The organism is Leptothoe spongobia TAU-MAC 1115 (assembly GCF_018739885.1).
In the GTDB taxonomy this organism is placed as follows: Bacteria; Cyanobacteriota; Cyanobacteriia; order Phormidesmidales; family Phormidesmidaceae; genus Leptothoe; species Leptothoe spongobia.
The window spans coordinates 12,618-33,209 of the sequence record NZ_JADOES010000025.1; the positions used below are offsets into that span (position 1 = coordinate 12,618).

Annotated in this window: 19 protein-coding genes; 16 read left to right on the top strand and 3 right to left on the bottom strand. The window is 49.8% G+C overall.

Annotated features, from left to right (window positions below):
* Positions 1-37: 37 nt before the first annotated feature.
* Positions 38-532 (bottom strand): BAR domain-containing protein, encoded by a 495-nt coding sequence (locus tag IXB50_RS13240; protein ID WP_215609454.1) that lies wholly within the window; start codon positions 530-532, stop codon positions 38-40.
* Between the two features lie 325 nt (positions 533-857).
* Between IXB50_RS13240 and IXB50_RS13245 the strand changes: the two genes are divergently transcribed.
* A complete protein-coding gene (locus IXB50_RS13245; protein WP_215609455.1) occupies positions 858-1,415 on the top strand; it encodes a pentapeptide repeat-containing protein in 558 nt (185 codons plus the stop codon).
* A 26-nt stretch (positions 1,416-1,441) separates the two neighbouring features.
* Here the strand turns inward: IXB50_RS13245 and IXB50_RS13250 are convergent, their stop codons facing one another.
* A complete protein-coding gene (locus IXB50_RS13250) occupies positions 1,442-2,158 on the bottom strand; it encodes a 4'-phosphopantetheinyl transferase family protein (RefSeq protein ID WP_215609456.1) in 717 nt (238 codons plus the stop codon).
* 497 nt (positions 2,159-2,655) lie between these two features.
* Here IXB50_RS13250 and IXB50_RS13255 point away from each other — a divergent pair, with 497 nt between their 5' ends.
* The 9 genes from IXB50_RS13255 (at position 2,656) to IXB50_RS13295 (ending at position 16,074) form a co-directional block, all read left to right on the top strand.
* Positions 2,656-4,476, top strand: a complete 1,821-nt coding sequence (locus IXB50_RS13255) for a fatty acyl-AMP ligase (protein WP_215609457.1) — start codon at positions 2,656-2,658, stop codon at positions 4,474-4,476.
* 78 nt (positions 4,477-4,554) lie between these two features.
* Entirely contained in the window at positions 4,555-6,363 is a 1,809-nt protein-coding gene (locus IXB50_RS13260) for an acyl-CoA dehydrogenase family protein (protein WP_215609458.1), read from the top strand.
* The gene (locus IXB50_RS13265; RefSeq protein ID WP_215609459.1) at positions 6,332-6,619 is read left to right on the top strand and encodes an acyl carrier protein; all 288 of its coding nucleotides are present in this window, start codon (positions 6,332-6,334) and stop codon (positions 6,617-6,619) included. The genes IXB50_RS13260 and IXB50_RS13265 overlap by 32 nt, the downstream gene beginning before the upstream one ends.
* 153 nt (positions 6,620-6,772) lie before the next feature.
* On the top strand, positions 6,773-8,236 hold the full coding sequence (locus IXB50_RS13270; protein WP_215609460.1) for an MBOAT family O-acyltransferase: 1,464 nt from the start codon (positions 6,773-6,775) through the stop codon (positions 8,234-8,236).
* A 40-nt stretch (positions 8,237-8,276) separates the two neighbouring features.
* Positions 8,277-9,218 carry a hypothetical protein gene (locus tag IXB50_RS13275; protein WP_215609461.1) on the top strand — a complete coding sequence of 314 codons (942 nt, stop codon included), beginning with the start codon at positions 8,277-8,279 and terminating at the stop codon, positions 9,216-9,218.
* Positions 9,215-10,420, top strand: a complete 1,206-nt coding sequence (locus IXB50_RS13280) for an NAD(P)/FAD-dependent oxidoreductase (protein ID WP_215609462.1) — start codon at positions 9,215-9,217, stop codon at positions 10,418-10,420. The genes IXB50_RS13275 and IXB50_RS13280 overlap by 4 nt, the downstream gene beginning before the upstream one ends.
* A gap of 74 nt (positions 10,421-10,494) precedes the next feature.
* Entirely contained in the window at positions 10,495-12,306 is a 1,812-nt protein-coding gene (locus IXB50_RS13285) for a DCC1-like thiol-disulfide oxidoreductase family protein (RefSeq protein WP_215609463.1), read from the top strand.
* Positions 12,307-12,416: 110 nt separating this feature from the next.
* A complete protein-coding gene (locus IXB50_RS13290; protein ID WP_215609464.1) occupies positions 12,417-13,703 on the top strand; it encodes a proton extrusion protein PcxA in 1,287 nt (428 codons plus the stop codon).
* A gap of 184 nt (positions 13,704-13,887) precedes the next feature.
* Positions 13,888-16,074, top strand: coding sequence for a serine/threonine-protein kinase (locus tag IXB50_RS13295; RefSeq protein ID WP_215609465.1), 2,187 nt, complete (start codon positions 13,888-13,890; stop codon positions 16,072-16,074).
* Positions 16,075-16,147: 73 nt separating this feature from the next.
* Here the strand turns inward: IXB50_RS13295 and IXB50_RS13300 are convergent, their stop codons facing one another.
* Positions 16,148-16,990 (bottom strand): DNA adenine methylase, encoded by an 843-nt coding sequence (locus tag IXB50_RS13300; RefSeq protein ID WP_215609466.1) that lies wholly within the window; start codon positions 16,988-16,990, stop codon positions 16,148-16,150.
* Positions 16,991-17,120: 130 nt separating this feature from the next.
* On the opposite strand from IXB50_RS13300, the gene IXB50_RS13305 reads away from it, so the two are divergent.
* From IXB50_RS13305 to IXB50_RS13330, 6 genes are all read left to right on the top strand, one after another.
* The gene (locus IXB50_RS13305) at positions 17,121-17,318 is read left to right on the top strand and encodes a DUF751 family protein (protein ID WP_215609467.1); all 198 of its coding nucleotides are present in this window, start codon (positions 17,121-17,123) and stop codon (positions 17,316-17,318) included.
* Between the two features lie 42 nt (positions 17,319-17,360).
* Positions 17,361-17,783 (top strand): 30S ribosome-binding factor RbfA, encoded by a 423-nt coding sequence (rbfA, locus tag IXB50_RS13310; protein WP_215609468.1) that lies wholly within the window; start codon positions 17,361-17,363, stop codon positions 17,781-17,783.
* A 6-nt stretch (positions 17,784-17,789) separates the two neighbouring features.
* Positions 17,790-19,427 carry a glycoside hydrolase family 3 N-terminal domain-containing protein gene (locus tag IXB50_RS13315; RefSeq protein ID WP_215609469.1) on the top strand — a complete coding sequence of 546 codons (1,638 nt, stop codon included), beginning with the start codon at positions 17,790-17,792 and terminating at the stop codon, positions 19,425-19,427.
* Positions 19,428-19,667: 240 nt separating this feature from the next.
* Positions 19,668-19,811, top strand: a complete 144-nt coding sequence (locus IXB50_RS13320; protein WP_215609470.1) for a hypothetical protein — start codon at positions 19,668-19,670, stop codon at positions 19,809-19,811.
* A 256-nt stretch (positions 19,812-20,067) separates the two neighbouring features.
* Positions 20,068-20,238 carry a photosystem II assembly protein Psb34 gene (psb34, locus tag IXB50_RS13325; RefSeq protein ID WP_215609471.1) on the top strand — a complete coding sequence of 57 codons (171 nt, stop codon included), beginning with the start codon at positions 20,068-20,070 and terminating at the stop codon, positions 20,236-20,238.
* A gap of 72 nt (positions 20,239-20,310) precedes the next feature.
* The gene (locus IXB50_RS13330) at positions 20,311-20,541 is read left to right on the top strand and encodes a photosystem II protein, Psb35-related (RefSeq protein WP_215609472.1); all 231 of its coding nucleotides are present in this window, start codon (positions 20,311-20,313) and stop codon (positions 20,539-20,541) included.
* Positions 20,542-20,592: the final 51 nt, after the last annotated feature.

Genomic DNA, 20,592 nt, shown 5'->3' on the forward strand with positions numbered 1-20,592 from the left:
CGTTTCTCCTGACCCTTGGCCCCTGACTCCTATTTTCTTAAATCAACGGCTGATCAGGGCTACACACCGTAGACCAAAATTCGATGTCCGTACGGGATTCGAGTACGCCGATCAGCTGGCTACGATAGCCGGTCAGACGCTCTTTCTCTAATCCCTCAGCATAGGGAATTAGTTCGTCAACGGTGGCCGTAACACAGACCCAGTCTTTGGTTTCAGCGGCTAGGTTTAAACGCGCTTGCAGGGTATCGACCTCTGCTTGGATGGCAGCAAGGCGATCTCGTTCGATATAGTACTCCATGTTTGCGATCGCATTAATCGCATACTCATCCTTAGGGCGTTCTTCCAAGGCCCGCCGAAAATTCACCAGAGCCGTTTGATAATCAAACTCATTAGCATAGGTATAGCCCAGGTTCATGGCGTTGGTATAAGCATCTTCAGTTTCAGCTTGTGCCTCGGTCTGTGCCAGCACAACTGTCCCCGGTAGGACCATGGCTAATCCTAAAAGTGAGCCCAATAACCACTGCTTTCCCATAGATCGCTTCAGAGACCTCTAATCTTTTCGCTATTGTTACCACGGATTGCTGCAACTCAGAGCCCAGGTTGCCCCTAAAGGAACTCTGATAAAAACCACCAGAATTAGTTGAGCATCGCTAAGAGCACTGTAAGAGCACTGAATTAACAGGCTACCCAGGCTTATAGGTCAATGTTTCATGTTCGGTTGAACCTGTCATCGCCAGAACCCATCTTGCCAACGGCAGGATTGATTGTTACATTAGTTCATATTAATATAAGTTTACAAAAGACTGAGCTTAGTCAATCATCAGCGTAAGGCACTGTGGGATGAGCTATCTCGGTCGATGTGGCCCTCTATCTCGACCCTGGCGGTTGAGGAAACATTTGTGGAAGCATCTCAGTTAATTAGACGATATGCCGTCGGTCAGCGCCAGTTTGAGCGAGCGGATTTACGGGCGGCCCAGTTGCCTGAGGCTGACTTAAAGCAGGTTTGTTTGAACTATTCTGATCTGACCTGGGCAAATTTGAGTCAAGCCAGTTTGCAGCAGGCTGAGTTGTCGGGAGCCATGATCTGGCGGGCTCATCTAAGCTGGATTAATTTAAGTCGCGCCGATTTACGGCGTGCTTTGGTGTTACGTAGTTGTCTAGCCTTTGCGGATTTATCAGATGCATCGTTGCAGCAGGCTGACCTACGTCTCAGTGATTTTAGCCAGGCCAATTTGCGTGGAGCTAATTTGCAAGGGGCAAAGCTCTGCTTTGCAGATTTAAGTGGTGCTGATTTGTCCCATGCAAATTTAAATGGTGCTGATTTGACGGGTGCGATTTTGCATGGTGTTAACTGGCACGATGTTCGTTTGGAGGGCACAATTTCGCACCCGACGATACCGTCTGCCTTGGTCTGAGTTGGGTGAATACCTGCAGTGGATCCTTACAACTGGTGTAATCGTATCTGAGTAATCTCTAATGGCATCACCACAGCAGCTGTATAACCTTCACAGGGGATAAACACCTGTAGTTGCCATGGCTGGTTTGGTACCTTGAGCTGAGGATACGGGGTAAAGCTAACTTCAATTGCTGTGAGCGACTCGCTAATTCCCTGACCAGTCGCCTTGAGATAGGCCTCCTTGCAGGTCCAGTATTTTAAGAAGGCGTTGCTTTGCTGATTGAGTGGTATCTGAGCTAGATTCTCTTGCTCGTAGGGGGCAAGACAACGTTTGATCAGTCCTTCTAGACGATCCATCGGGCGAAGCAGTTCGATATCCAGGCCGATGCCTTGTCTGGCCACGCCACATAGGGCATATTCTCCAGAGTGGGACAGATTGAACTGGAGTGAGCCGTTATTTCGCAAATAGGGTTTCCCATAGGGACCATAGTCAAAGGCAAGGTCAACCGGTCTTTGTTGTGAGTAAAGAGCTAAAATCTGCCGCAGACTGCTACGAGCTACGGCAAATTTTCGCTGATCATCTGCAAATCGGTAGCGCTTAAAACGAGTCAGCTCATCTTCAGACAGTGTATCCAGCTGTATGGGTTGTGCTAGCGGAATACGCCATAGGTCTAAGGTGGTTTGGTTCAGGGTTTGGTAGCAGTCTGCTGAGGCTGGGATCCAATCCCTACAGTCAAGATGAGCGTCTATTTCTTGCGCCATAGCTTTGGGGATCTATAATCTCGGGTAATACCACGGTGGTAGTGGGTAGCCTAACGATGTCAACTTAATTGCTAGATAGCAAGCATCCTTATCCCTGACTTCAAGTCTGAGATTCTAAACCACGTCCAAGTTGAAACCTGGAGTTTCTCCCACGGTAAAACGACCGTTCTGGACGTGGACAAGGTTTATATCAAGTGCCTTTGCTCGCTATCAGTTCAGCGATTTTTACAAAGAAATCAATTATTTTGTTTTTTTAGTGAAGCTCCACGAATGATAGAAAAATCTCAGGTTGGCCTGTGCCAACATACATGAAATAGCTTGTATCAAATTTTATGAATATTACCCTCTAGCTTAGTTTGAGTTTTGAGGGGCTAAGGGATTGGGGCAACAGTGTTTCCAGATGTTTATTAGAAATCAATCGTAAACGTCAGTGCTGAGTAAGGCCCATCGGGGGTCATTTTTTATACGTACCAACTTAAGTATTTAATATCGCTGTTATGGTGCAATCTTTACCTCATGTCGCCACACAGTTTTCTACCCTAGTTGAATTACTGCGATATCGGGCTCAACATCAGTCAAATGATTTAGCCTACTGCTTTTTGGAGGATGGCAAGCGAGAGGGGCTGAGCTATACCTACGCAGAGTTGGATCACCAGGCGCGGGCAATTGCGATTCAATTGCGGCATGCCAGGGGAGAACGAGCTTTGCTGCTATACCCCCAGGGGGCAGAAGTTGTCGCTGCATTCTGTGGCTGTATGTACTCTGGGGTGATTGCGATTCCGGTGCCGCCGCCTGATGCCGGGAGAATGAAGCGTACATTACCTCGTCTTAGGGAAATTATTAAAGATGCTGAGGCCAGCTTAGTCCTTAGTACGGGACGCATTATTGAGCTGATTCGTAGCTCGGGGCTGGAGTTTCCTGAATTTGATTCGATGCGCTGGATTGATACTACTCAGGTAGATCAGTCCCTGGCTGATCAGTGGCAGGATCCACAGTTAGACAAAGATGTCCTGGCTTATCTGCAGTACACCTCTGGATCCACATCGACGCCTAAAGGGGTAATGCTGAGTCATTACAATCTGATTCACCATTCGGCCTATTTGCAACGTGCCTGTGGTTACGGTACTGATAGTGCCACCGTTACCTGGATGCCCTACTTCCATGACTATGGTTTGGTGGAGGGCTTGATTCAACCCATGTATATTGGTGCCCCTTGCTACATCATGGCTCCGCTGGCTTTTGTTAAGCGTCCGCTGCGTTGGCTCCAAGCTATTGGCAAGTATGGGGCCACCCATTCCCAGGCACCCAACTTTGCTTACGATCTTTGTGTTCGTCGCATTCGTGAGTCCCAGAAAGAAGGGTTGGATCTAAGGGGTTGGCAGAGTGCGGGAAATGCTGCTGAACCCATTAATCCAAGAGTGATGCGGGAGTTTTACGAGGCCTTTAAGGACTGTGGCTTTGCTTGGGAGACCTTTTCGCCAGCCTATGGCTTGGCCGAAGCTACCTTATTGGCTTCAAGTACCCCAGTGGGGGTGGCTCCGATCATTGTGCCGTTGGATGCCGCTACCTTAGAGCAGGGGCGGGTAAAACTAGCTGATGCCGATAGCATTACTGTTCGTGAAACTGTGAGCTGTGGTGAGCTGGTATGTGAGACCAATGTGGTGATCGTTAATCCTGATACCTGCGAGGCTTGCGAGTCAGACACAATTGGTGAAGTGTGGATCGCGGATGCGGGGGTAGCTCATGGCTACTGGCAACGGGATGAGGCTACACGTGATACCTTTGCTGCTTATGTGAAAGGAGGTGAAGGGCCATTTCTGCGTACGGGTGACCTGGGCTTTTTGCAAGATGGTCAGCTGTATATCACTGGCCGGATTAAGGATTTGATTATTATCCGGGGGACCAACCACTATCCCCAAGATATTGAATGGACTGTGCAGAATGTGAGCCCGGCTCTACGCCCTGATTACGGTGCCTGTTTCTCTATTATTGAGGATGGTGAGGAGCGGCTGGTGGTAGTGCAGGAAGTGGAACGTTCTCGGCAGAAAGAGCTTGATCCAGCTGAGACCATTGCTGAAATTCGTCAGGCTATCTCTGAGGCCCATGAGTTGCAGGTGTATGCCATTGCTCTAGTTAAGTCGGGCAATGTTCTCAAAACATCCAGCGGTAAAATCCAGCGTCGCGCCTGCCGTAATCGCTTTATGGCAGCAGAGTTGGACGTCATTGCTGACTGGAGTGAAAATCCGAGTTTAATGGCTGAGGTGCGAGGATTGCACCAGGAGGTTGAGTCTCTAGCAAAACAGTTAGAGACCACTTAGTCCTGGTATCAACCGCCCATTGTCAATACTGATGATCAATTAGTCCGACTTAAACACCCTGCTTAAATTTATCGCGCTATGGAAAAGCTCAAGCAATATTGGCTTGCTCAACAGCTAGAAACTGACCTGGGGGATCCGCGCGATCCCACCCAGCGGATGTCTTTTGCTCAGACAGCGGCGATTGATGAATCGGAAGAATTCCCCGATGCTGAGATTGCCTGGTTGTACGACTACAACTTGCAGGACTATTACGTACCTACTAGTAGTGGCGGTAAGTTTACGTCTTTTGAGGAGTTTGTCTCCTTTGTGCGGGTGATGTCCCGTCGGGATTTGAATATTGCGATCGCATTCACCACCATGTTCTGGTCATTTTTGACCTGGATGGCTGGTACCGACGAGCAAAAGGAAACCCTATCCCGCCAGATGCGTGACGAGCACCTCACCATGTGCTTGGCTTACTCTGAGAAAGAGCATGGTAGTGACTTAGTCGGCGGTGGTGTCACGGCTACTAAGGTGGATGGCGGTTATCTCCTCAATGGCGAAAAGTGGCCCATTAACCGCGCCACTATTTCCGGACTGACCTATGTGCTGGCCCGCACCAACCCTGAGGGTGGTAACCGGGGACTGTCCCTATTTATGGTGGACAAAAGCCAGCTTGACCCTAAGAGCTATTACAACCTGCCAAAAATCAAAACCCACGGTATTCGAGCGGCAGATATGAGTGGCATTGGCTTTAGCGACTGCTTTATCCCCGACAGCATGTTGCTTGGTCCCGAAGGCCATGGTCTAGAGCTAGCTCTAGAAGGTTTTCAAATCACCCGTGCCCTATGTGCGGCATTTTCCCAAGGCGCGGCGGACACCTGTCTACGTACCACCTTGAACTTTGCCTTGAACCGTCAGGTCTATGGCAAGACGGTGGTGGATATGCCCCATGCGCGGCGCACCCTCACCCATGCCTTTCTCGATATTCTCACCTGCGATTGTGTGAATATAGCCGCCGCCCGAGGGTTTCATGTGGTGCCTGAGCAATTCAGCGTTTGGTCAGCGGTGGATAAGTACTTTGTGCCCGTTACCCTAGAGCAAATGATGAGTGATATCTCTGTGGTGCTGGGGGCGCGGTTCTATATGCGCGATGAGCATGACCATGGCGTCTTCCAGAAGATGTTGCGCGATAGCTCGATCATTAGCGTTTTTGACGGTAGTTCCGTCGTCAATCTCCATGCTCTGATTTTGCAGCGGCGGCAACTGGCTAAGACCCGTAAACGACTCAAGCCTGAGAAAATGGCCGCAATTCAGCAGCGCCTGGCCAATAGCTTTTCCTTGGACTCTGCTCTCCCGGAATTTGCTCCCCAAAAGCTGGAGCTCTTTAGTAGGGGAGCTGACGATATTCCCCAGGGATTACCCCTGCTGATTGAGGAGCTGAAGGCGATGCATGTCGACGGTGCTCAGTCCGTAATAATTGAGGTAATTGATCTGGCCGAAATAATTTTGGCTCAGCTCAACGTTCAAGATGAGGTGATCGCCCACAGTGCTTTTGAGCATGGCCATGGGCAGTCCTACGAAAGTTTTGAGTTGGCAAAACAATATTGCCGACTCCATGCAGCCGCTGCCTGTATTTACATGTGGCGCTACAACCGACAGAGTTTAGGGGGATTTTTCAGTCAGGGCGAGTGGCTTGTGCTCTGTATACATAGGCTACTTTCCCACTTTGACGTGTCCCTCAAAACCGTGCCCTTGGAATACTACGAAAACGTGTTCCAAGAGCTTCTACGGCTTGATCATGAGGACAAAATGTTCTCCATTGTTCCCTTTCAACTGGCCCGGTCCACATCCACACCCGAGATAACTGAAAATCATGCAACAGCTTCAAACCTCCAACTCATCTAGTGCTGTCTCTCCTGCGATGGCGATTCGGCAGTGGTTGATTAGTCAGTTGGCTGAGGTTCTTTCCCTTGACCCCAGTACCATTGAGGCTCAACAGCCCTTAACTCGTTATGGTTTAGATTCGATTGACGCCGTCACCCTAGTCGGTGACTTAGAAGACTGGCTTGATTTGGAACTGCCCTCTACGCTGCTATGGGATTATCCAACGGTAGAAAAGGCTGCTAACTATCTGGTAGAAGAGTTTGATGTCTCGGTGTAGGCACGCTCCATCGATAGCCTGATGTAGCTCAGTACCAGATGACCATTGTTGATTTGGAGCATGGATCGAGCGGTCAATTAGGCCATAAATCTGAACTGGAGCGATGAAACTATACCGGGGATTAGCAACGCTCCAAATTAAAGGGGGCAACCGTTGAATTTTTCTGAGTTTTCATTTTGGTGGGTTTTGCTGCTGGTGAGCGTGCCGTTTTTTGCGGTGCGCTACGGTGCTAAGTCCCTAGGCCGTTGGCCAGACAGATGTGACAGTATCGGTTTAGCCGCCCTTTCCCTAGTTTTATTTGTCAATGCAGATAAGACGAGTTTTATTGTCTTTCTGTTTGAGATTATTTTTAATTACCTGATGGTCAAGTGGATGCTTGGCCGTGAGGGAAAACAGGCCCAGTGGATTGCCACAGCCTTGATTATTTTTGATGTAGCGGTCCTCGCCTATTTCAAATATCTAACTTTCTTTATAGAGGATGTTATTGGCCTCACCGGCGGGGTGAGTCCTGACTGGAAAGCTGGGTTTCCGCTGCCTATTTTCCAGTCCATCCCACCGGGGGTGTCGTTTTACACCTTCCAGATGGTGGCCTTTGTGGTCGATTCCCTCAAGGCCCGCCGCAAGCGTCCCATCAAGTTTTTGGACTATGTCAATTTTGTCGCCTTTTTCCCACAAATTGTGGCCGGTCCCATTGAGCGTCGGGCCTCGCTGTTGCCCCAAATGCAAGGGTTTAAGTTTAAGTTCACCGCTGCTAACTTTGACCTGGGGCTGCGGTGGCTATCCCTAGGGCTATTTATGAAACTGGTGCTGGGGGATAACCTGTTTCCCTTTATCAAGGACCTCAGCCCGGTGGCGGACAACGCCTGGCTGGTTTGGTTTAATGCGTTTTTGTTTACCCTGCGCATTTACTTTGATTTTGCGGGCTATAGCTTCATGGCGGTGGGCATTGCTCGCGTGCTGGGCATTCGCCTCACTATTAACTTTCTGGCTCCCTACACCTCCCAGAGCATCAACGAGTTCTGGCGCAGGTGGCATGTATCCCTGAGTACCTGGTTTCGGGACTATGTGTTTTTACCCCTGATGGGCAAGCGCAAGAGCTGGGCTGCATTTTACTTATTTCTCACCTTTACCCTGTCGGGTTTTTGGCATGGGGCGGCCTGGAATTTCTTGATTTGGGGGGCCTACCATGGGGCGCTGTTGCTGCTGCTGCGTTATGCGGGGCGACCCTTTAGTCGGGCCATGGGCAAGTATGTCAAACGGCCTCAAATCCTGTCCTGGGCCATGACCTTTGGGGCGGTGGTATTGGGGTGTTTATTTTTTATGGAGACCAATGTCAATGTGCTGTTGACCAAGCTGACCACCTTGGTCAGCCCTGGGGCTTACTCCCTGGGCAACTTGATGGGGGCTTTTGGTCAGTTTAGTGCCAATGAACTCGTGGCCTTGGGGTGGGTCATGCTGCTGGCGGGGATATTTTTGCTGCTTGAGCATATTGCTATATGGCAAGAACGTTCAGAATATGATCTACTGCTAAATCCCTGGGTGTCGCGGGCACTGTTGGGATTGACCATTTTGCTGTCGGCAAATATTCCATCAGAATTTATTTACTTTGAGTTTTAACGGGCAGGCTTAGGCGAAGAGCGTAGGTGTACATAGGACTATGCAGGGATCAACGGAACAAAAGGCGGGCCAAAAAATAAAACTCTGGACCTGGCTGGTGGCTGCAGGGGTGGCCTGGACTGCTGGGTTTGTGTACAACGTTCATCTGGGGGGAGAGCCTCGCTGGCTTAAGGATCTCTACCAAAAGAAAGCGGTCGCTGCCGAGGCCATTGAGGAACCTAAGCTACTGGTAACAGGGGGCTCTGGTGCCCATTACACCATTAATTCTGAGATTATTGCTGAGGCGATTGAGCGACCAGTGGTAAATCTAGGGATCGATGGTCCGGTGGGGTTGGATGTGATTTTGCCAACGGCGTTGCAGCATGTGGACCCTGGCGATATTGTGCTGTTGGTGCCTGAATATTTGATTTTGCTGGATGAAGATGGTCTGGGGGAGCGGTCAGGGCCTTTTGCGATCGCCACCGGTCAGGGGCTTAACCAAGTTCCCCCAAAACAACTGGTTCGTGACTGGATTGGAATAGGTGTACCGTCTCTGCGAGCCCTGGTCAAATCTACTAGTGATCTGATCCAGCTGGGTAAGTTTAGTGGTTACTATGACGACCCTTTGACGGTAGCCGGTGACCCCACTGTTGATAAACAGCGTCAGGGAGACTGGTGGCAATTGTCCATTAGACAATCGGTGACGGCCCATTCCATCAAACGGATTGAGCAGTTTCGTTCGGAGGTAGAGGCCCAGGGCGGAGAGCTAATTCTGTCGCTTCCCTGGGTGTATGGGGATAACACTGACACCACCAAAGCAAATATTCGTAAGACTGCTGAGGACTTAGAAGACATTGCACCGCTGCTCTACGATGCGGAGACGCTTAATATTCAATCGGATGTAACGATATTTGCCGATACCCACTATCATCTGACCACAGAGGGGCGGGTAGTGCGATCTCAACAGCTAGCCCAGCAATTGCAGGAGATATTATTGCCATGACCCTGTCTCCTCCACGACCCTTGGTGCCTGTTCCATTAACGGATTATGCCCCCAGAATTGTCATTGTGGGTGGTGGCTTTGGCGGTCTGTATACAGCGCTCTACCTGCAAAAATATCGTCATCTCAAGAACTGTTCCATCACTCTGATTGAACCCCGTGAGCGGTTTCTGTTTACCCCTCTGCTGTATGAAGTCCTCACCGAAGAATTGCTGTTATGGGAGGTGGCTCCTCCTTATAAACAGTTATTAGCGCGAACCAATATCCGGTGGCAAAGAGACTGGACTGATCACATTGACTTGGAGCAGCAGCGGATTACCCTGCGCCAGGGGAACAGCATTTCCTACGATTTTTTGGTTGTTGCGACCGGAGCAAAGACTCGACCGCTGCCAATTCCGGGTATTGACGAACATGCGCTTACGTTCCGTAGCCTGGACGATGTGGTCACGGTCAAAGCCCGATTAGATCAGCTGGCTCAGGCACCTCATCCCGTAGCCGTGACGGTGATTGGGGCCGGAGCCAGTGGTGTGGAACTGGCGACCAAGGTGGCCGATCGTCTGGGGAAAAAGGTGCAGGTACGTCTGGTGGATCGCGGCGATCAAATTCTCAGACCCTTTCCCAGGGGCCTACAACGCAAAGCCATGCATGCCCTGATGCAGCGCAATGTGGAGCTGTTACTGCAAACCGAAATTAATGCCGTGGGTCCGAAGTCGGTACGTTTAGACGATGTGGAGCTTCCCAGTCACCTGACGCTTTGGGCTACGGGGACAGAGCCAGTGCCCTGGTTGGGGTCACCGGTAAATACTAACGACCATGGACAGGTTTGGGTACGTCCTACGCTACAGCTAGGGGACTATTTTAATGTCTTTGTAGTTGGGGATGTGGCGGTGCAAAAACAGGCTATCCCGAATACGGCCCAGGCAGCCTATCAAGCGGCTGCCTCCGTTGCTAAGAATCTAGCAAGGATTATTCGGCAGCGACAACCGCAGGGATTTCACTATCTTCACCTGGGGGATATGTTGACCCTGGGTAAGGGAACAGGTGGTGTCTGGAGTTTTGGCATTAGCATCGGGGGCAAACTAGGTGGGATTATCCGTCGAGCTGTGTATATCCATCGGTTACCGACCAATCATCATCGTCTTAAGGTTGCCCGTCGTGCTTTAGGGCAAATTGGTCGTTCGATTTGGCCTTTTAAGCAGCCATAATTCGTTCAATAATCCTTTAATTGGTGGGCTATGCCCGCCCTCCTCGTTGTCCATGCATTCTCCATCCTTTTGCCATGGTTGCCCACTGGTTTGAGCCCCTTGAACGTCGTTATGGTCTTGACTTAAGGTCGTTGGCGCTATTGCGGGTGGGACTGGCGTTAGTCATCCTCGCCGATTTGTGGTGTCGTTGGGGAGATTTACTGGCACATTACAGTGACCAAGGGGTAGTGCCGCGCAGTTTGTTAGGGGAGCTGTGGCAGCCTGGCTATTGGTCAATTCATGCCCTAAGTGGGGCGGTGTGGTGGCAAGGCGTGTGTTTTGCGATCGCTACCTTCAGCGCCCTCCTGATGCTAATTGGCTACCGCACCCGCTGGGCCACAGTGTTGGCCTGGGTAATGGTAATTTCTCTACACAATCGCAATCCCCTGATAGTCTTTGCCGCTGATGATGTCCTACGGGCAATTCTGTTCTGGGCCATGTTTTTACCCTTGGGTAGCAGCTACTCCGTCGATCAGGCTTTAAATACATCGTCCATCCCCCAGCCCCAACGCATCCTGACCGGAGCTACCCTGGGGCTGATGGTCCAGCAGTGCTACATTTACATGTTCTCGGCCCTGTTCAAAACCACCAGTCAGGACTGGTGGCCCGATGGCACTGCCGTTTACTACTCACTCAGCTTTGATCAATACGTCACCCCCCTGGGGAGTTTTTTGCTGCATCTGGGGCCATTGCTGACGGTCTTTACCCTGGTCACACTGGTTTTGGAATGGTTGGGACCGTTACTGCTATGGAGTCCGATTAAGACTGATCTCTGCCGGATGGTGGCCGTTGTCGTATTTATTCTGCTGCATCTGGGCTTTGGGCTTACTCTAAATCTAGGTATTTTTCCGACGCTGAGCTGTGTTACCTGGCTAGCGTTTATTCCCACCTCTGTCTGGGATCGTTGGGCCAAACGTGCCTTTACCCCTAAACAGCTGGGGCTAAAAATTTACTACGACGCTGACTGTGGTTTTTGTAAAAAAGTTGTCCATCTGTTGCGTACATTTCTAGTTCTACCGAGCCGAGTCCCCTTACAAATCGCCCAGGGCGATCCAGTCATCCAAACTGCGATGGAAACCCACAACTCTTGGGTGATTGTGGATTGGCAGGGAGGCCACCATTACAAGTGGCAGGGCATTGCCTATGTGGTGAGCCTGTCCCCCGTATGCCGTCCCTTGGCCAAGGTGTTGCGCTGGTCGCCGCTCATGGCATTCGGCACTCGCATTTATGAAATCATTGCCAATAATCGTCGGTTTGCCGGTAACTTTACTAAGCCCTTCAATTACCAGTCCTTTACCGTCCGTCCTACCAGTGTTTTAAGCCTGGTGACGTTATTTGTGCTGCTGTTGATTACCCTTTGGAATCTACGTAGTATCACCTCACACTATGCGTTTGTGGATAATCAGCAGCTGGCACCGCTACGCCGCGTGACCAATAGTCGTACTCTACAGAAACTGGCTCCTTTAGGGCAGGCTACCCGACTCGATCAATCCTGGAGTATTTTCTCCCCTGGCCCTCCCAAAGATGATGGCTGGTATGTGGGCATTGGGACTACGGCTGATGGCGAGCGGGTCAATAGTTTGCAACCCCGACGTGACATTAGCTTTGAGAAACCTAGCCTCAAGCAGCGTAGACGGCTCTACGGCAATATGCAATGGCGGACCTATTTCATCAACCTTGGTCGCCAGCGAGGACGGCTTAGCTGGGACAGCTTTGGTCAGTATTTGTGCGTAATCAATGATGATGTCGTCGCGACACAGCTGACGTTGATGGATGAGCGCACCGTTGCTCCTGGAGAAACCCAGTCAGTTAGCCCACAGCTGGTTTTCGAGCATAAGTGTCCATAGTTTCTGTCAGTCAGGAAAGAAGCAGACTCTGTCAGTCGGCCCAATTTCGAATGGGACTTTCTTGGAGTTGATACTATAGTTCTGGCATTCCAGAGCACCTACTTATCTCCATGCAGCTTCGGGCATTTTTTCGCAACGCAGGGCAGTGGCTTTTTAAGTCACCTGACCAATCACTTGAGCAAGCCTACGAAGCGGCGTTGACGATCAAGAAAATAGAAGACGATTACTTCGACGGTAAACCTATAGACCAGGATAATAGCGACTATGGGGATAGTGCCTATCGCTATATTCAGAGTGAGGTTGAGCGCAACATTATCCTGATCAAGCAACGGATGGCAGACTTTGAAGCTGCCCGTTCCAATTTGCCCCAAGGGCGGCAAATGGAAGTACAGTCCTATGATGATCAGCAGGATGAATATACGCTGGATCTGATTGACCAGTCTGCCATCATTTTTAAGAAACTACGGTTTATTGATGAGATTTTAGACCGTTATGATGCGCTATCCAGTACGCTCGCTGCCTTAGGGACGGCTCCAAAGGGGCCCCAAAATAGCTCGAAAAATGGATCTGGCAAACCTGATAAAAGTCGTGCTGGCTTAGCCGCTCGTAGTGGTGTATTGCCCCGCTCAATTCTGCGTACGGTTGATCGAGTCAAGCAGGATCTTGATCCCAAGGCCGAAGGTGATGTCCTCAAGAGTTTTCGTAAATCCCAAGGTAAAACTAAAATCGCCCTGCGTTTTATTTTGCTATTGGTGATCATCCCCTTGCTGACGCAGCAATTGACCAAGCATTTTGTCGTGGGTCCAGTGGTGGACTGTGTACGCCAAACGACAGATGCTGAGGTGTTTCTCAATGATGAAATGGAAGAAGAAGCTCTCCATGAGCTGCAAAAGTTTGAAGAGCGACTGAGATTCGAAGTGATTTTGGGCAAAGTAGCTGCCCTGAGCGAAACCCAGTTAAAAGAACGTGTACTAGATAAGGCCTTAGATATTGAAGAGGAATATCGCGAACGCAGTGCTGATTCAGTTAAAAATGTGTTTGCCGATATTTTTGCAGTGTTGGCCTTTTCCTTGCTGCTGAGCACTTGTAAACGCCAAGTCGCTACCCTTAAAGCTTTTATCGATGAGATTGTTTATGGTCTTAGCGATAGTGCCAAGGCCTTTATCATTATTCTTTTTACAGATATGTTTGTGGGATTCCACTCGCCCCACGGATGGGAAGTTTTACTGGAAGGTATGTCGCGACATTTAGGCTTTCCGGCCAATCGCGATTTTATTTTCCTGTTCATTGCCACTTTCCCGGTGATTTTAGACACGGTGTTTAAGTATTGGATTTTCCGCTATCTCAATCGGATTTCTCCATCTGCTGTGGCGACCTATAAAAATATGAACGAATAGGAAAATCCGTGTAGGGACCTTCCATAGAAGGTCCCTACGGGGGGTGTTTATAAGAAAAATTGACAGGAGTGGTTGCATCCGGTAAAAAAACCACTACACTGACCAATTAGTCCCGGTACTTGGTAGGGGTACTCGCCCCGATAAACCGTTTAGTGGGGCGCACACACCTGTCAAGGAGCCATCAATGAGCACACCCTGGGAATCTGGCACCCCACTAGGTGCACGTTACAACGTATTGCGAGAGCTAGGGGAAGGGGGGTTCGGTCGTACCTATTTGGCCGAAGATTTGCATCGCTTTAAAGAGCCCTGCGTGCTAAAGGAATTTGTCCCCCAAATTGAGGACTCAAACCTATTGGCTAAGGCTCAGGAATTGTTTGAACGGGAGGCAAAAATCCTTTATCAGCTTGAACATTCGCAGATTCCCAAATTTCGTGAGCTGATGCGGGAGGGGGGCAAACTTTTTCTAGTCCAAGACTATGTGGAAGGGCCAACTTACCGGGGATTGCTGCAAAGTCGTCAAGACTATAACGGGCATTTTAGTGAGACTGAGATTACCCAGCTGCTTTATCAACTGCTGCCAGTCCTGGAGTATATCCATAGCTTGGATATTATTCATCGTGATATTTCCCCTGAGAATTTGATTCTTCGTGCGCAGGATGGGCTACCGGTGCTGATTGATTTTGGTAGTGTGAAGCAAATTGCCGCCACCGTTGAGCAGGAACTGTCAGCTCCATCAAGCAAGACACGTATCGGTAAGGTTGGTTACGTACCTCCAGAGCAGTTTCATTCGGGTACGGTTGATGCTACTAGCGATCTCTATGGGTTGGCTGCAACGCTAGTGGTTTTAGCTACGGGTAGAGAGCCTCAGGATTTGACTGATATGTATGATAACTCTTGGAATTGGGAGCGCTTTGTCAGTCTGGGCGAACCGATCAACCAAGTGCTTAAACAGATGTTGGCTCCTTCTCCAGTCCAGCGTTACCCATCAGCTGCTGCAGTCATGCAGGCTCTACAAGGAGACGTGGCTGGGATGATGGCGGCGGATAATGATAATGATCCCTCTGTTGTACCGGTCACGCCGCCTATCTATGTCAGTGACAATGGTGGAGCGGCTATGGGCAATGATGTTGAGGTCTATCCGACGACCGAGGCGACTCAGGTTGCAGCTCCCGACCCAGAGTCTACTACCTTAACGTCTACGAGTATTAGCCCTACTAGGCAAGATGGTAAATCGAGCCTTTTGCAGGCGTTGATTGGGCTCTTGGTGGTGTTGGGTCTGAGCAGTCTATTGATGGCCTTATTGTTTGGTCTGGGGATACGGCGACCACAATGGCCCTTTGGCCAAAGTCCGTCGGCAACCGATCCCATTCAGGAGCCGGTTGTAGGACTGACTCCTGATGAAGTGGCGCGCAAAGAGGCGTTGCTGCAGCGACGTGAATCCTTGGGGGTTAATGAAGCTTGGCTCAATCAGTGGATTAATCAGCGCTTTTACGAACAGTATCCGAACTTAAAAGGACGTCCTCTCACATCAGCGGTTGAGGATGCTCCCCTACGTTTACGTTGGGATAATGAGGCGATGGATGCGCTGGATACCCTGCAGCTACATTTGAGTACGCCTGCGCGGCGGGGGCTGGCTGCCTATGGAGCCGACGATCGAGAAAGCTGGCGTAAAACGGTGAATCGTCTCAATGTCAGTAGTCGTGCGTTAGATGATTTGGCCGATGCCAAATTTGCCACTATATTCCCCCAGGAACAGCGAGACGATATTTTAGATGAGCCCCTTGGTCAAGTCTGGTACGCCCTGGCCCAAGATAGTGTGGAAGATTTGACCAGTGGAAAAACCCTTGAATCCGTTGAATTTGAGACAGGAGCCTTTAGTAAGCGCATGACTGGGCAGCTGGCCTCAGGACAGGGGCGAGTCTTTATTCTCAAGCTGCAAGAAGGTCAAAACCTACGAATTAACTTACAGACGCCTGAAAATAGCACTCTGATGTCTCTTTATCTGCCGGTACCGTCGCAAAAAGAGCCTTTTTTGTTATCTGATTCATCAGAAACGACATGGTCAGGCCAGTTGACTCAATCGGGATATTACGAAATTGCGATCGTATCCAAATCCCCAAATCCCATTAATTATGCCCTCAGTGTTGCTGTAGACAATATTCGCAATACGCCTAAAGAGGAAACGACTGACCCGCCAGAAGGTGATTCTGGGGAAGATGATACAGAGACGCCAACGGACAGCGAAACACCTACAAACGAGACGGAGACGCCTACTGATAATGGGGCTGGGTCGGCTTCTGAGGAAGACAATCAACAGGGAACGACCGAGGAGCCATCAGACGGTGTTAACTTTGGTACTCCGTCGTCATAGCAGTTGGTGTTGAGCGCCCCTTGCTTACCTTTATGGCAAAGGGCTGAAGCACCTTGGTGAGTGCCAGCACGCTTCAATAGTTCATAACTAAAATCTCATCCACTTTGCCGCGTTTGGTTGCCTTTGAATTAATCGCTCGGGTGGCACTAACGCGGACGTGGCGATAGTCCTGATAAAGGTCCTGAATAAACTCTGTATAGGCATTGCTGAGGAGCACTTTGCAACCTCGCCTGGTGAGGTCATCAACAACTGCCTTTAACCGTTGTTGCTCGGTACGATCAAACCCATTCCTGTCATATCCTGTAAACGATGAGGTGGTGGACACGGGATCGTAGGGAGGGTCAAAATAGACAAAGTCATTGTGGCCTGCATTGGTAACGGATGCGGCAAAGTCTGCTTGCTGGATGGTGACATTGGCCTGATTTAGGTATTTGCTGACGTTTCTTAAAACGGTTTCATCAGCAATGGTGGGATTTTTGTAACGACCAAAGGGGGCATTAAACTGGCCCTTGGAGTTCACCCGAAAAAGGCCGTTGTAGCAGGTTTTGTTAAGAAAAATAATGCGGGCCGCCCGCTGTACCTTGGTTTTATCAGCAAATGTTGCTTCTCGATCCCAGCCGCGTACTTCGTAGAAGTATGTCTTTTCATTGCGATGCTGCTGGAGGGTTTCAATCAACTTATCTACAGATTCCTTGACCACCTGGTAGCAGTTGATCAGTTCGGAGTTGCGATCGCAAATCGTAGCCTTACCAGGTTGCAAAGTCAGTAAAAGCGCCCCACCTCCAATAAATGGCTCATAATAATGAGCAGAGCGAGATGGTACATACTTAAGCAGTTCAGGCACCAACTGCCGTTTGCCCCCAGCCCATTTCAAAAATGGGCGTAATGGTAGAGATGGGGAAGATAGTTGGACCATAAACTCTTAAGAATTTTCCCCTCAGGAGAACCGAGCACCTACGGTAGGATGTATAAGGCTTTTAATACTCTGTTTAAAACAAAGGGCTACTGCTGAGCCGACAAAAATTTAGACGATGCAAGTTTAGACGATGCAAGAATTTTTTTCCAATGTGTCGCGGTATCCCCGCTACTTTATTACATTTACCCTCGGTGTACTGTACAGCGTTGTTAAGCCTCTACTGCCGCTGTTCGAAAATCGCACCACTGCCATTGCTCTGGTGAGTGCTGTGGTAGCCGGCTTTATCTGTTTAAGCTTTATCCTGCGAGCAATGTTGGGATTGGCGTAGGGTGGGCATTGCCCACCACCATGAATTAACAAGGAGAAGACGATGGCAACAAGTCGTCGAGTGGCGCGGGTATCAGCGTCAATTAAACGTGAAATTAGTCAGATGCTCTTAACGGACATCAAAGACGAGCGAGTCGGTGGTGGCATGGTCAGCGTTACCGCTGTAGATGTTGCTGGTGACCTGCAACATGCCAAAGTCTTTGTCAGCATCTATGGCACTGACGAAGTCAAGGCCGAAACCATGGCAGGACTGGCGGCAGCTACGCCCTATGTCAAAGGCACCTTAGGACGACGCTTACGGCTACGGCGAACGCCTGAAATTATTTTCAAAGAAGATGTTTCATTTGAGCAGGGGACCCAGGTACTGAACTTGCTCAGTAAGTTGAAACATGATCGTAGCGACGTTGATGAAGATGGAATTCCGACTGTAGTACCCAGTGCCATTGAGGATGAAGATGGCGTGTAGGCTCTAATGCTAAAGCCCATCTTGCCCGATCCAGATAGTCTGTCCCTATCGCAGCTAGTGGCCCAGATGATAGTGGTGCGTACCACTGGGCATTTGTTTGATCACGAAATTGAATATCCAGCTTGGGAAGCGACCCACACCCAGATGGAAGAATACATTACCGATTTGGGTGTAGGTGGTGTAATCTTGCTCGGTGGTAGTGCGGCTGAAATATCCTTACGCTGTCAGACTCTCCAGACGATGGCAGAGGTTCCGCTTCTGATCGCGGCAGATATTGAAGAAGGTGTGGGTCAGCGCTTTAGCGGTGCCACTTGGTTTCCGCCGCCAATGGCATTGGGAGAAATTGCTCGCACGGATTTAGACTTGGCGAAAACCTATGCTTACCAATTTGGGCGGTGTACGGCCCTTGAAGCGATGGCCATTGGCCTGAACTGGGTGTTGGCTCCGGTGGTGGATGTGAATAATAATCCAGCCAATCCGGTGATTAATGTGCGGGCATTTGGGGAAACACCGGAGATTGTGACTCAGCTGACCCAGGCATTTATCCAAGGGGCGCAGAAATATCCGGTACTGACGACGGCAAAACATTTTCCGGGGCATGGGGATACATCCATAGATTCCCACCTGAGCTTGCCGGTCATAGAACACGATTTAGGCAGGATTGATCGGGTGGAGTTGCGGCCATTTAAAGGGGCGATTTCCCCTGGGAAGGGTAAGTCTGTGGATAGTGTGATGACGGCTCACATTTGTCTGAGTGCTTTAGATAAGCAGTATCCTGCGACGTTATCGAAGCCGATTTTGACTGGGCTCTTGCGGCAGGAGCTAGGGTTTGATGGGCTGATTGTCACCGATGCGTTGGTGATGGGGGCGATTACGGAGACCTATGGTCCCTATGAGGCGGCTGTATTAGCAGTCGAAGCGGGTACTGATGTGGTGTTGATGCCTGCGGATGTGGAAGGTTGCATTCAGGCGATTTGTGAAGCGGTGCGGGTGGGGCGCTTAGACAAGGACCAGATTCGGGCTTCGGTGGAGCAGATTTGGCGAGCGAAGCATAAGGTATCAGGACCATTGGGCACTGGGCCGACCTGTCATGATTGGGAACCTGCGGAGCCGGTGACCCAAGTACAGCAGTTGGCACAGCCAGAGACGTTAGAGCTGGCGAGGACTATTTTACAGGTGTCTAGTCGGCAGGGGGAGACTGGGTTTAAGCCAAAGGAACAGGGACAAAATGTGATTTTGGTGGATGATGTTTTGAGTGCTCGGCAGTTTTTGCCGAGGACGGCCCCGGCAATTACTGAGCCGATGGGGTGGGGGTATGAGCGGATGCTATTGGATAGTCGGTCGTCGCAGTTGCCGAGGACGGGGTTGCCGACGTTGGTGCAATTGTTTGTGCGGGATAATCCATTTCGGCGGGGTGAGCCGGTGGTGCAGTTGGCTCGCAAGTATTTGGAGATGCTGGCAGGGGATTTGCAGGCGGTGGTTGTGTATGGCAGTCCTTATTTGTTGGAGAAGTTGTCGCTGACGGATGATGTGCCCTGGGTGTTTAGCTATGGTCAGATGCCGATGGCACAGTCGTTGGCGTTGGAGACTCTTTTAGGTGAGGCGGTTGCTATTGATGCGGTAGATCGGAGTTTTACGGATTAGTGGATTGGATCGTCTCATTGGTCAGATATCTACCAAATAAAAAATAGGCTAAACCCTTGACGATTTTCTTGAAAATGGTAACAATGGATACAGAAATAAGACGTTCGTGACCCGTTTATTGTTTGTTTTTTCAATGAGTGGGCTCATGGAAGTAGGCAACAGTGCTCTTAGGCACTGCAATCCGAAGGAACGCACCTCAATTTCTAAACACACTTACGTTGTATTGAGGAAGTTAATCCCATGACATTACATCCCGTAACGCCCCTAACCTCTGTTCAAAACAAAGGACGACTGTTGAACCAGTCCCATCGACAGCAGTCCCGCAATCGTCAGCGTTCCATGCTGATGCGCACCATTCAACAGGTTGCCCCCGCCCAAATTTAATCACTGTTATCTCTCCTTTCTTTAAACCTGCAGGGGCCTGATCAATTGATCAGGCCCCTGCAGGTTTAAAGAGTTCTTGCCACTCTGTGTGTCCTGTGGATAGGCCCCATGGCGAGGCATAGAGAGTCCTATGGCTAAGCATAGAGATAATTCGCATGGTAAATATACCTAATTTGTCAAGTAAGTTTGCAATTCGTAATATTATGCGTTACATTAATTTACATAAAGACCCACTCATAAAAAAGGACATCAAATCATGTACACCACCACCGACGAAACAGGCCGGCTCAACAACTACTCCACTGAGCCCGAGATGTATCTAGCTTCCTATCCCGCGCCTGAGCAGCAGCGTCGTTATATGCTCCAAGGTGGTATCGCCACATTGCTTATTAGCGCTTTGATGCTTACAGCCCTAGCCGTTAGCTAGTTCATCTAGATCGTATCGACAGTCGACGCGTGTTCACTTCGCGACACATTTTAAAAATAAGGAGACAAAACAATGTTTGGTATCTTATTGGCCGTAATCCTTGTTGGTTGGGTTGCAGCATCCATCATTGGTACCCAAGCCTACTTTTTCGGAGAGCAGTCTAAGCCTATTCACGAACGCAACTGGAACTCTGAAGGCTTCGACAATCTTGCCAAGCTGGTAACCGGTCGGGAGACTGATTTCAACGAGCGTATTTATCCCTTTAGCGGTGACGCTTATACCAGCAAAATTGCTAACAGCTAGTTACCTTAGTTTCAGGTATTAGCTACAAACAAGTTCGAAGGGCATTGGTTG